We start from the raw sequence: 11,748 nt of genomic DNA, 5'->3' as shown, positions 1-11,748 counted from the left end.
TGACCTGCACCGCAGCATCGGGGAGGGCAGCCGCCCTAAGATCTGCGCATGACAGGTACTTCCAGGTCCGGCACCGGCGCGTCGGGACCCGCCGCGCCGGGCGGGCGGCACGGCGCCCACTGGGCGCCCGGGCAGCAGGTCCTCTGGCGCTACCGCGACCACACCCCCGGGCCGGGGGCCCGGGTCCACATCGCCCGCCCGGTGACCGTCGTCCAGGACACCGACGAACTGCTCGCCGTGTGGATGGCCCCCGGCACCGAATGCGTCAAGCCGGTGCTCGCCGACGGCACCCCGGTGCACGAGGAGCCCCTCGCCACCCGCTACACCGCGCCGCGCACCACCGAGCGGGCCCGCTGGTTCGGCACCGGGGTGCTCAAGCTGGCCCGGCCCGCCGACCCGTGGTCGGTGTGGCTGTTCTGGGACCACGGCTGGCTGTTCAAGAACTGGTACGTCAACCTGGAGGCCCCGCGCACCCGCTGGGCGGGCGGCGTGGACTCGGTGGACCACTTCCTCGACATCTCCGTCCACCCGGACCGCAGCTGGGAGTGGCGCGACGAGGACGAGTTCGCGCAGGCCCGGCGGATCGGGCTGATCGACGCCGCGCAGGCCCGGCAGGTCGAGGAGGCGGGGCGCGCGGCGCTGGAGGTCGTCAAGGCCTGGGGGGCGCCGTTCCGCGACGGCTGGGAGAACTGGCGACCGGATCCGGCCTGGGAAGTTCCGGTTCTGCCCGAGGACTGGGACCGCACCCCGGCGCACATGACGTCATGAGACCCTTGATGCGCCCCCGGGGTTCAAACGTAGGATCGTCCTCCGCCGGTCGCACGCGGGGGGCCGTCCCGGTCCCGCACCCGTAAATGACCTGCGGAGACCGGGACTTGACCGGAGGTCGACGCGGGAAGAAAGGTAACGAGCGGGACGCGGAACCCGGGGGTGGTGGTGCCCCCGCCGCTGAGCGGGTATACCGCGACTGACCGAGTTGAGTGCAGCGCACATCGAGCGCAAACGGACGGAATTCCACGCGTGACGGAGTACCCCACCTCCCAGGAGGGCCCGCAGCCCACCGTCGCCCCCGGCGGAGGTACGGACGAGCTCGGCCACGGCAAGGCCCCCATCGCGGCCGCCGAGGCCGTACGCACGCATGCCGACTTCCCGCGCCCGCGCGGCACCGCGGGCGAGACCGGGGGCCGGCCCGCGGAGGGCGCCCGGGGCGCGGGGCACGACGTCGCGGACGCCGGCGCCGACGGCGCGCGGGCCCGTGACGACGGAGCCGCCCGCAACGCGGGCCGGCTCCCGGCCGCGGACGGCGTCTCCACCGCCCCGCCCGGCGAGGACACCGGCGCCGGAACGGCTCCCGCCGGCGACGGCGCGCCCACCGGCGGCCCCGGCGGCCCCGGCCCCGGCACCCCCGGCAGCGGCAGCACCGGCAGCGGCACCGACGGGGCCGGCGTGGCCCGGCGCGAGGGCGACCGGCTGCGGTTCGTCGGCGCGGCCACGCGCCGGATCGCCCGGGGCATCGACCTCGACGAGATCGTGCTCGGCCTGTGCCGGGCGACCGTCCCCACCTTCTCCGACGCCATCCTCGTCTACCTGCGCGACCCGCTGCCCGTCGGTGACGAGCGGCCCATGGGCCCGGTCGTTTTAAGGCTGCGCCGCACCGACCGGCTCCGGCCGATCGACGATCTGGGCCTGGCCGACAGCGGTGAGGCCGCCGGAGCCGCGGGGGGCGCCGGCGAACTCGACTTCAGCCAGCTGCCGCTGGTCGGCCCGCAGGGCGACCTGCCCGCGGCGGAGCTGTGCGAGATCCAGCCCGGCGGGGCCCTCGCCGAGGTGCTCCGCGGCGTCCGGCCCGTGTTCGGGTCGGCCCCCGGCGCCCGCGACGCGCTGCCCGAGCTGCTGGGCGCCGTCCATCCGGTGCCGCGCGGGCAGCGGGCGATCCTCGCCCCGCTGCGGGGCCGCCGGCGCGTGATCGGCGCGGCCGTGTTCCTGCGCACCCCGGAGCGGGACGCGTTCGAGACCAACGACCTGCTGGTCGCCGCGCAGCTGGCCACGCACACCGCGCTCGGCATCGACAAGGCCGTGCTCTACGGGCGCGAGGCCTACATCGCCGACGAGCTCCAGCGCACGATGCTGCCCGACGGCCTGCCCCAGCCCACCGGGGTGCGGCTGGCCTCGCGCTACCTGCCCGCCGCCGAGACGGCCCGGGTCGGCGGCGACTGGTACGACGCCATACCGCTGCCCGGCAGCCGGGTCGCGCTGGTCGTCGGCGACGTCATGGGCCACTCCATGACCTCCGCCGCGATCATGGGCCAGCTGCGCACCACCGCGCAGACCCTGGCCCAGCTCGACCTGCCCCCCGCCGAGGTGCTGCACCACCTGGACGAGCAGGCCCAGCGGCTCGGCTCCGACCGGATGGCCACCTGCCTGTACGCGGTCTACGACCCGGTCTCGCACCGGATCACCATCGCCAACGCCGGCCACCCGCCGCCGGTGCTGCTGCACCTGGGCGGCCGCGCCGAGGTGCTGCGCGTCCCGCCGGGCGCCCCGATCGGGGTCGGCGGCGTGGACTTCGAGGCCGTGGAACTGGACGCCCCGGCCGGGGCCACGCTGCTGCTCTACACCGACGGGCTCGTGGAGTCCCGGCTGCGGGACGTGTGGACGGGCATCGACCAGCTGCGCGAACGGCTCGCCACCACCGCGCAGCTGACCGGGCTGGACCACTCGCCGCCGCTGGAGGCCCTCTGCGACGACGTGCTGGACATGCTCGGCCCGGGCGACCGGGACGACGACATCGCGCTGCTCGCGGCCCGCTTCGAGGGGATCGCGCCCAGCGACGTGGCGTACTGGTTCCTGGACCCGGAGGAGACCGCTCCGGGCCGGGCCCGCCGGTTCGCCCGCCGCGCCCTGGCCCGCTGGGGCCTGGAGGAGCTGAGCGATTCGCTGGAGCTGCTGGTCAGCGAGGTGGTCACCAACGCCGTCCGGTACGCCGAGCGGCCCGTGACCCTGCGCCTGCTGCGGACGGACGTGCTGCGCTGCGAGGTCGGGGACGACTCCCCGCAGCTGCCGCGCCAGCGCCGGGCCCGGGACACCGACGAGGGCGGGCGCGGCCTGTTCCTGGTCAACCGGCTGGCGCGGCGCTGGGGCGCGACCCGGCTGAGCAGCGGCAAGGTGGTCTGGTTCGAGCTGCCCCTGCCACCGGCGCCCGACCGGCGCTGATCGCCGTACAGGACGCGGAACACCGCCGCCCCGCAGCCGGAAGGCTGCGGGGCGGCGGTGTTCTCGTACTGCTGCCTACTGCTGCGGTGCCTCGGGGAACAGGGGTGGCGGCGTCGGCTTCTTCGTCGGCGGCTGCGGGTCGCCCGTCGGCGGCGTCGGGTTCTTGGTCGGCGGGGTCGGGTTCTTCGTCGGCGGCGTCGGGTCCGGCTTGCCGCTGCCGCTGCCCGAGGGGTCCGGGCTGCCCGTCGGGCGGGTGCCGGAGCTGGACGGCGTCGGGTTGACGGAGCCGGAGGGGCCGCTGGAGGGGACCGCGGTGCGGGTCGGGCCGACCGGGGTGCCCATCTTGGCGTCCGACAGGTCGAACTCGCCGGTGCTGACGCCCTTGAGCGCGGCCGTGGTGTACGCCTGCCAGATCTGGGCGGGGAAGCTGGAACCGCCCGCGCGGCCCTTGCCGGCCGTACCGGTCAGGGTGACCTGCTTGTGCGAGTTCGGGTCCTCGCCGAACATCGCGACGACGGTGACGAGCTCCGGGGTGTAGCCGGTGAACCAGGCGGCGACGTTGGACTCGGTGGTGCCGGTCTTGCCGGCGGCCTGGTAGGCGTCGGACCGGACGGCCTTGCCGGAGCCGTCCTGGACCACGCCGGTCAGGACCTTGGTGACGGTGTCGGCGGTCTCACGCTTGATGACCTGGCCGCCGATGGGGCTGGCCGGCTTGTAGTCGGCGTCCACGTGCTCGGCGCTCTTGACGATGGTCGGGGTGATCTTCTTGCCGTGGTTGCCGAAGGTGGCGTAGACCCCGGCCATCTCCACGGTGTTGGCGCTCATCGTGCCCAGCGACATGGCGGGCTTGTCGGCGGGCCAGCCCTCGCGGTCCCTCATGCCGAGGGAGAGCGCGGTCTTCTTCACGACCTCCGGCTTGGCGTCCACGAACATCTGGGCGTAGACGGAGTTCACGGAGGAGTTGGTGGCCTCCTGGACCGTGAGCATCGGGTCGCCGTAGTTGATGTCGTCCTGGTTCTGCGGGGCGAAGGGGGTGTCGCTGCCGACCACGGGGCGCTTGCTCGTGCCGTCGTAGAGGGTGTTCGGGGTGATCAGGCGGCCGTCCTGGGTCTTCGCCCCGGTCTCCAGGGCGGTGGCCAGCACGACCGGCTTGAAGGTGGAGCCCGGCTGGTAGTCGGTGCGCAGGGCGTTGGACGCCGACTTCTCGGTCAGGCCCACACCGCCGTACATGGCGACGATGTTGCCGGTCTTGGCGTCGACGGAGGTGGCGCCGGCCTGGACGCTCTGGTCGACCGGGCGTTCCTTGGTGTCCTTGCGGTCGAGCTTTGACTCCAGCTCGTCCTGGACGGCCTTCTCCAGCGCCGCCTGCTTCTTCTTGTCGATGTTGAGGGTGATCGTCCAGCCGCCGGCCTCGATGTCGGCTTCCTTGATGTTCTGGCGGCTCAGCTCGGCCTTGGCGGCCTGGATCAGGTAGCCCTTCTGGCCGTCCATGCCGGGACGCGGCTTGGGCTTGATCGGCTCGGGGAGGTGCAGGGTGTCGCGCTTGGCCTTGTCCAGCTTGCCCATCTCGACCATGTTGTCGAGGACGGCGTTGAAGCGGATGGTGACCAGGCGCCGGCCGTTGGGGCCGGCGGTCGCGAGGTCGTACTGGCTGGGGGCCTGGATGACGGCGGCCAGGTACGCGCCCTGCTCCAGGGTCAGCTTGTCGGAGTCGACGCCGTAGTAGGCCTGGGCGGCGGCCTGGATGCCGTAGGCGCCGCGGCCGTAGAAGTTGGTGTTGAGGTAGCCGACGAGGATGTCGTCCTTCTCCATGCGCTGGTCGACCTTGAGGGAGATCACCATTTCACGGAGCTTGCGGGTCGCCGACTGGTCCTGGGTCAGGTAGTAGTTCTTGACGTACTGCTGGGTGATCGTCGAACCGCCGGCCGTGCCCTTGCCGCGCAGGGTGTTGAACGCGCCGCGGGCGATGCCCACGAAGTCGACGCCCCGGTCCTTGTAGAAGGTCTTGTTCTCGATCGCGATGAAGGCCGTGCGCACGTCCTCCGGGATCTTGTCGATCGAGACGATCTCGCGGTTCATGTCGCCGGTGCGGGTCATGACCGACCCGTCGGCCCACTTGAACGTGTTGCTCTGCAGGACCGCCGTCTTGTTCGGGTCGGTCGGCTCGTCCACGGAGAAGTAGAGGGCGACGGCTCCGGCTATGAGGAGCAGGATCCCGCCGAGGAAGGTCCCGAGGATCGTCTTCCAGGTGAAGAAACGACGTATGCCGCTGCGCTTCTTCCCGGTCGGCTTGCCCGCGCGCCCGGCGGCGCGCCCGCTCGGCGGCGCCTTCCGCCCACCGCGCTGCTGCTGCGCCCGTCGCGCATCTGCTCGGCCCATCGCTCCCGCTCCGCTCGATTACCCCCCCGACGTCAGCTCAGAAAACTAACACCGCAGGCTGTGACAAAGGTTGGCTAACCCTGATCAATACCGGTCAATTCGGACGTGAGAATCAGCACCCACTCCAATGGAACCGACGCTCACGATGCCGGATGGGTTGCGGTCACCGCAAAAAGTGATATCACTTTGCTAGGCGTTCCCGTCGACCGCGACCGGACGCGACGGACCAAACGGGGGTATTCCATGACAGCCACGGTGACGGACGAACGACCGGCCGGAGTACGGGAGTTCGCGGCGCACAGCGTCGGAGGCGGCCTCGCGCTGCTGTCGGGGCTGGTGGGACTGGCGGCCGGGGCCGGGCTGATCGCCCTCGGTGCGGCGGCGACCGCGGCGGCCTCGAAGGCGGCCCTGATCGTCGCCGGCATCCTGGTGGTGCTGGCGTCGGTGATGGCCATGAGCGGGCTGAACACGGTGGCCCCGGGCGAGGCCCGCGTGGTCCAGCTCTTCGGCCGCTACCGGGGGACCATCCGCACGGACGGACTGCGCTGGGTCAATCCGCTGACCTCGCGCGAGAAGATCTCGACCCGCGTACGCAACCACGAGACGGCCGTCCTGAAGGTCAACGACGCCTACGGCAACCCCATCGAGCTGGCCTCGGTCGTGGTCTGGCGGGTGGCCGACACCGCGCGGGCGGTCTTCGAGGTCGACGACTTCACCGAGTTCGTCGAGACGCAGACCGAGGCCGCCGTCCGGCACATCGCGATCGAGTACCCCTACGACTCCCACGAGGAGGGCGGCCTGTCGCTGCGCGGCAACGCCGAGGAGATCACCGAGAAACTGGCGGTCGAGCTGTCCACCCGGGTCGAGGCGGCGGGCGTGGAGATCATCGAGTCCCGCTTCACGCACCTCGCGTACGCTCCTGAGATCGCCTCCGCCATGCTCCAGCGCCAGCAGGCCGGCGCGGTGGTGGCGGCGCGCAAGCAGATCGTCGAGGGCGCGGTGGGCATGGTGGAGCTCGCGCTGACCCGGCTGGCCGAGGAGGAGATCGTGGACCTGGACCCGGAGCGGAAGGCCTCGATGGTCTCCAACCTGATGGTGGTCCTGTGCGGCGACCGCGCGGCCACCCCGGTCATCAACACGGGCACCCTCTACCAGTGACCTCCAGGGGCGACCAGGAACCGATCGAGGCCAAGCCCGCCCGGGCCGGGCGGGAGCCGCGCAAGCAGGTGCTGCTCCGGCTGGACCCGCAGGTGTACGACGCCCTCGCCCGCTGGGCCGGCGAGGAGCTGCGCAGCGCGAACGCGCAGATCGAGTTCCTGCTGCGCCGGGCCCTGTCGGAGGCGGGCAGGCTCCCGGGCGGCGCCGCCCCGATCCCGCCCCGCGGCCGCCCCCGCACCGGCCGGGACGGCTGACCGTCACCGTCCGACACCCCGGCCCGGCGCCCGGGCGCGATCACCGCGCCCGGGCGCTTTCGCGTCACCACCGCCCCCAGCTGCGAGGATCCACCGGCCCCCGATCTATACATCGTGTGTATACACCCCGTGTATAGTCGCCGCCATGTCCATCGGCCACACCCTGCTCGGCCTCCTGGAGGCCGGCCCGCGCCACGGCTACGACCTCAAGCGCGCCTTCGACGAGAACTTCGGCCACGACCGGCCGCTCGCCTACGGGCAGGTCTACTCGACCATGTCCCGCCTCCTGAAGAACGGCCTCGTCGAGGTCGACGGGATCGAGAGCGGCGGCGGCCCCGACCGCAAGCGGTACGCCATCACCGACGCCGGGATCACCGACGTCGCGCACTGGCTCTCCGAACCGGAGAAGCCGGAGCCCTACCTCCACTCCACCCTCTACACGAAGGTGGTCCTCGCCCTGCTCACCGGACGCAGTGCGAGCGGCCTGCTGGACACCCAGCGCGCCGAACACCTGCGCCTGATGCGCATCCTGACCCAGCGCAAACGCAAGGGGGACCTCGCCGACCAGCTGGTCTGCGACCACGCGCTGTTCCACCTGGAGGCCGACCTGCGCTGGCTCGAACTCACCTCCGCCCGCCTGGACCAGCTGGCCCGGGAGGTGCGCCGATGACCCCCGCCGGCTCCCTCCTCGTCGCCACCGGCCTGCGCAAGGCGTACGGCACCACCAAGGCCCTCGACGGCGCCGGGTTCTCCATCCACCCCGGCGAGGTCGTCGCCGTCATGGGCCCCTCCGGCTCCGGCAAGTCCACGCTCCTGCACTGCCTCGCCGGGATCGTCCCGCCCGACTCCGGCACCGTCACCTACGACGGCCGTGACCTCACCGCCCTCGGCGACGCCGAGCGCAGCGCCCTGCGCCGCAGCCAGTTCGGCTTCGTCTTCCAGTTCGGCCGGCTCGTCCCCGAGCTGACCTGCGTGGAGAACGTCGCCCTGCCGCTGCGCCTGGCCGGGGTCAGGCGCAAGGAGGCCGAGGCCACCGCCCTGGGCTGGATGGAGCGGCTCCAGGTGGAGGACATCGGCGCCAAGCGGCCCGGCGAGGTCAGCGGCGGCCAGGGCCAGCGGGTGGCCGTGGCCCGCGCCCTGGTCACCCGGCCCCGGGTGGTCTTCGCCGACGAGCCCACCGGCGCCCTGGACTCCCTCAACGGCGAACTGGTGATGCAGCTGCTGACCGAGGCCGCCCGGGCCGCGAACGCCGCCGTCGTCCTGGTCACGCACGAGACCCGGGTGGCGGCCTACTCCGACCGGGAGATCGTCGTGCGCGACGGGCGCTCGCGGGACATGGAGCGCGCCATATGAACACGCTCCGGGCCTGGGCCCGGGACCTCTGCCTCGGCGCCCGCTTCGCCTTCGGCGGCGGACGCCGGGGCTGGACCCGCACCCTGCTCACCGGTGTCGGCGTCGGGCTCGGCGTCGCGCTGCTGCTGCTCAGCACCTCGGTACCGGGCGCGCTGACCGCCCGCCACGCACGCGAGGACGCCCGCTCCCTCTTCGGCGCCACCGAGGCCCGCGCACCCGGCCGGGACACCCTGCTGGTCGCCCGCCTCAACCAGACCTACCGCCAGCAGGACATCGATGGGCGGGTGCTGCACGCGGAGGGCCCCGACGCACCCGTGCCGCCCGGACTGGAACGCGTCCCGCAGGCCGGCGAGATGGTGGTCTCCCCCGCCCTCGGACGGCTGCTGGCCTCCCCCGAGGGGGCCGGCCTGCGCGAGCGCCTCGGCGCCAGGATCACCGGGACCATCGCCGACAAGGGCCTGACCGGCCCGGCGGAACTCCTCTTCTACCTGGGCGACGACACCCTGCCCGCGCCCGGACAGGCCGAGCACCGGGTCCAGCGGATCACCGCCTTCGCCGGCGACCCCGAGCCGCGCGGCCTCGACCCGGTGCTGATGCTGCTGGTGCTCCTGACCTTCGTCGCCCTGCTGACGCCCGTCCTGGTCTTCATCGCCGCGTCCGTCCGCTTCGGCGGCGAGCGGCGCGATCAGCGGCTCGCCGCGCTGCGCCTGGTGGGCGCCGACGGCCGCACGGTGCGCCGGATCGCGGCCGGGGAGGCCCTGTGCGGAGCGCTGGCCGGGCTGGTGCTCGGCGCCGGCTTCTTCCTGGCCGGCCGCGGCCTGGCCGGCTCCCTCTCCTTCGACGGGCGCAGCGTCTTCCCGCACGACCTGGACCCCTCCCTCTGGCTGCTCGTGCTGGTGGCGCTGGCGGTCCCGGCGGCGGCCGTGGGCGTCACCCTCCTCGCCCTGCGCCGGGTCATCATCGAGCCGCTGGGCGTCGCGCGGACGGCCGCGCCGCGCCGCCGCGTCTGGTGGCGGCTGCTGCTGCCGCTGGCCGGGCTGGGCCTGCTGGCTCCGCTGGGAACGCGGAGCGGGCGGCAGGAAGGGTTCAACCGGTGGCAGGCCGGCGGTGGCGTGGTGCTGCTGCTGGTCGCCGTCACCGTCCTGCTGCCGTGGCTGCTGGAGCGGACCGTCGGAAGGCTCTCGGGCGGTCCGGTCTCCTGGCAGCTGGCCGTCCGCCGGCTCCAGGCCGACAGCGGCGGCGCCGCCCGTATGGTCAACGGGATCGCGGTGGCGGTCGCCGGGGCCATCGCCCTCCAGATGGTCTTCACCGGCGTCGAGGAGAACTACGAGGCCCCCACCGGCCAGGACCCGGCCCGTGCGGCCGTGGCGGTCCTGATGCGGATGGGCACCGAGGCCCGCCTCGACGAGCTCGCCGGGAAGCTCGCCGCGACCCCGGGCGTCGTCCGCGCCGTCCCGCTGACCGACGTCCGTGTGGCGCGGAGCGTCCCGGCCGACGACCAGACCGCACAGCTCACCATCGGCGGTTGCGAGGCGCTGCGCGAGGTCGCCGAGATCGGCAGCTGCACCGAGGGCGACGCCTTCGTCCTGTCCGGCGGCGGCCTCTCCCCCACCGGCGGGCCGCTCACCCCCACTCCCGGCGAACGGATCTACGCCGGCAACATCACCTCGTACGGAGCCCGCGAGCTGCCCGGCGAGAAGCCCGTCGAATGGACCGTCCCCGCCGGCGCCCGCACGGTGCGGCCGGTGACGGACCCGGAGGGCCGGCTCCGCCAGGGGCTGCTGGCCACTCCGTCGGCCGCGCCGAAGGACCTGGGCAGCTGGCCCGCCCGCGAGGTCTACGTCCAGACCGACGAGAACCGGGCCGACGCCCTCGACCGGGTCCGCACGACGGCGTTCAAGGCGGACCCCTTCTCCCCGGCGGTGACCCTGGCCGAGGTCTCCGAGAACGCCTCGTACACGGCGATCCGCACCGGGCTCCTCTTCGGCGCCGCGGGGCTGCTGGTGCTCATCGGCACCAGCCTGCTGGTGTCGCAGCTGGAGCAGCTGCGTGAACGGCGGCGCCTGCTGGCCGCGCTGGTGGCCTTCGGCACCCCGCGCGGGACGCTCGGCCTGTCCGTGCTCTGGCAGACCGCCCTGCCGGTGGCGGTCGGGCTGTCCCTGGCGACCGGAGCGGGACTGGCCCTCGGCTCCACCCTGCTGTGGGTCACCGGCGGCTCCGTGCGGATCGACTGGGCCTCGGTCCTGGCCCTGGCCGGCGCCGGAGCGGCCGTGGTCGCACTGGTCACCCTGCTGAGCCTGCCGCCCCTGCTGCGGCTGATGCGCCCGGACGGCCTGCGGACGGAGTAACCCGGCGTCCCGCTCCCGGTGCGGCCCCTCAGTCGGTGGGCCACACCGGGAGCGGGCGCACCGCCTCGCGCAGGGCGCCCGCGATGGCCCGGAACTCCTCCTGCCGGGCGGTCCCGGTCCGCATGGCCAGGGCGATCCGCCGGGAGGGGGCCGGCTCGGCGAAGTAGCCCGTGGCCAGGGCCTCGTTGCGGGCCGTCTCCAGCCGCAGCGCGGTGCGCGGCAGCAGGGTCACCCCGAGCCCCCCGGCGACCAGCTGGACCAGGGTGGAGAGCCCGGCGGCGGTCGTCGTCACGTCGGCCCCCGCGGTGCGCCCGGCCTCGCGGCAGATGTCCAGGGCCTGGTCGCGCAGGCAGTGCCCCTCGTCGAGCAACAGCAGTTGCAGGCCCCGCAGTTCCTCCCGCGGGATGTCCCTGCGCCCGGCCAGCGGGTGGTCACGGGGGGCCAGCAGGACGAAGTCCTCGTCGAAGAGCGGCAGTTCGCACACCCCGGGAACGCCCAGCGGCACCGCGAGCAGCAGCAGGTCGAGGCGACCGGCGGCCAGCCCCTCCAGCAGGGAGGCCGTCTGCTCCTCGTGGACCTGGAGGTCCATGCGCGGGAAGCGCCGGTGGAAGAGTCCGAGCACCGTCGGCAGCAGGTACGGGGCGACGGTCGGGATCACCCCGAGGCGCAGCACGCCGGTGAACGGGGCCCGTACCGCCTCGGCCTCCTCCAGCAACCCGCCCACCGCGTCGAGCACGCCCCGCGCCCGGAGCGCGATCCGCTCGCCCGCCGGGGAGAGCAGCACCTTGCGGGTGGTGCGCTCCAGCAACTGCACGCCGAGGGCCTCCTCCAGGGCGGAGACGGCCCCCGAGAGCGCCGGCTGGCTCATGCCGATCGCGGCCGCGGCGTCCCGGAAGTGCAGGTGTTCCGCGACCGCCGCGAAGGCGCGCAGCTGCGCCAGCGTCGGCTGTTTCTGTCCTCTACTACTCACAGCCACTGATAGGTACCTCCGATCACCCGGCACAAGACTAGCTATTTCCGTAATCAATGCAGCTGTGTCAGCA

Annotated in this window: 9 protein-coding genes; 7 read left to right on the top strand and 2 right to left on the bottom strand. The window is 73.5% G+C overall.

Annotated features, from left to right (window positions below; all coding sequences use genetic code 11):
* The first annotated feature begins 48 nt into the window (after positions 1–48).
* Entirely contained in the window at positions 49–768 is a 720-nt protein-coding gene (gene fomD / locus ACZ5NJ_RS17995) for a cytidylyl-2-hydroxypropylphosphonate hydrolase (RefSeq protein ID WP_468765996.1), read from the top strand.
* A 252-nt stretch (positions 769–1,020) separates the two neighbouring features.
* Positions 1,021–3,213, top strand: coding sequence for a SpoIIE family protein phosphatase (locus tag ACZ5NJ_RS17990; protein WP_468765995.1), 2,193 nt, complete (start codon positions 1,021–1,023; stop codon positions 3,211–3,213).
* Positions 3,214–3,288: 75 nt separating this feature from the next.
* On the opposite strand, the gene ACZ5NJ_RS17985 is transcribed toward ACZ5NJ_RS17990, so the two are convergent.
* Positions 3,289–5,592, bottom strand: coding sequence for a transglycosylase domain-containing protein (locus ACZ5NJ_RS17985; protein ID WP_468765993.1), 2,304 nt, complete (start codon positions 5,590–5,592; stop codon positions 3,289–3,291).
* Between the two features lie 243 nt (positions 5,593–5,835).
* On the opposite strand from ACZ5NJ_RS17985, the gene ACZ5NJ_RS17980 reads away from it, so the two are divergent.
* The 5 genes from ACZ5NJ_RS17980 (at position 5,836) to ACZ5NJ_RS17960 (ending at position 10,705) form a co-directional block, all read left to right on the top strand.
* Positions 5,836–6,750 (top strand): SPFH domain-containing protein, encoded by a 915-nt coding sequence (locus tag ACZ5NJ_RS17980; protein WP_468765990.1) that lies wholly within the window; start codon positions 5,836–5,838, stop codon positions 6,748–6,750.
* Positions 6,747–7,004 carry a type II toxin-antitoxin system antitoxin gene (locus ACZ5NJ_RS17975; RefSeq protein ID WP_468765988.1) on the top strand — a complete coding sequence of 86 codons (258 nt, stop codon included), beginning with the start codon at positions 6,747–6,749 and terminating at the stop codon, positions 7,002–7,004. The genes ACZ5NJ_RS17980 and ACZ5NJ_RS17975 overlap by 4 nt, the downstream gene beginning before the upstream one ends.
* Positions 7,005–7,149: 145 nt before the next feature.
* Positions 7,150–7,674: a PadR family transcriptional regulator gene (locus ACZ5NJ_RS17970; RefSeq protein WP_045948431.1), complete on the top strand. Its 525-nt coding sequence runs from the start codon at positions 7,150–7,152 to the stop codon at positions 7,672–7,674.
* Positions 7,671–8,357 carry an ABC transporter ATP-binding protein gene (locus tag ACZ5NJ_RS17965; RefSeq protein ID WP_468765986.1) on the top strand — a complete coding sequence of 229 codons (687 nt, stop codon included), beginning with the start codon at positions 7,671–7,673 and terminating at the stop codon, positions 8,355–8,357. Before ACZ5NJ_RS17970 ends, ACZ5NJ_RS17965 begins: the two co-directional genes overlap by 4 nt.
* Positions 8,354–10,705: an ABC transporter permease gene (locus ACZ5NJ_RS17960; RefSeq protein ID WP_468765984.1), complete on the top strand. Its 2,352-nt coding sequence runs from the start codon at positions 8,354–8,356 to the stop codon at positions 10,703–10,705. Before ACZ5NJ_RS17965 ends, ACZ5NJ_RS17960 begins: the two co-directional genes overlap by 4 nt.
* A 28-nt stretch (positions 10,706–10,733) precedes the next feature.
* Here ACZ5NJ_RS17960 and ACZ5NJ_RS17955 read toward each other — a convergent pair whose 3' ends face one another.
* Positions 10,734–11,681: a hydrogen peroxide-inducible genes activator gene (locus tag ACZ5NJ_RS17955; protein ID WP_468765982.1), complete on the bottom strand. Its 948-nt coding sequence runs from the start codon at positions 11,679–11,681 to the stop codon at positions 10,734–10,736.
* Positions 11,682–11,748: the final 67 nt, after the last annotated feature.

The sequence above is a fragment of the Streptomyces sp. NPDC032091 genome (assembly GCF_055580265.1).
This window is presented reverse-complemented; position numbering and strand designations above follow the sequence as displayed.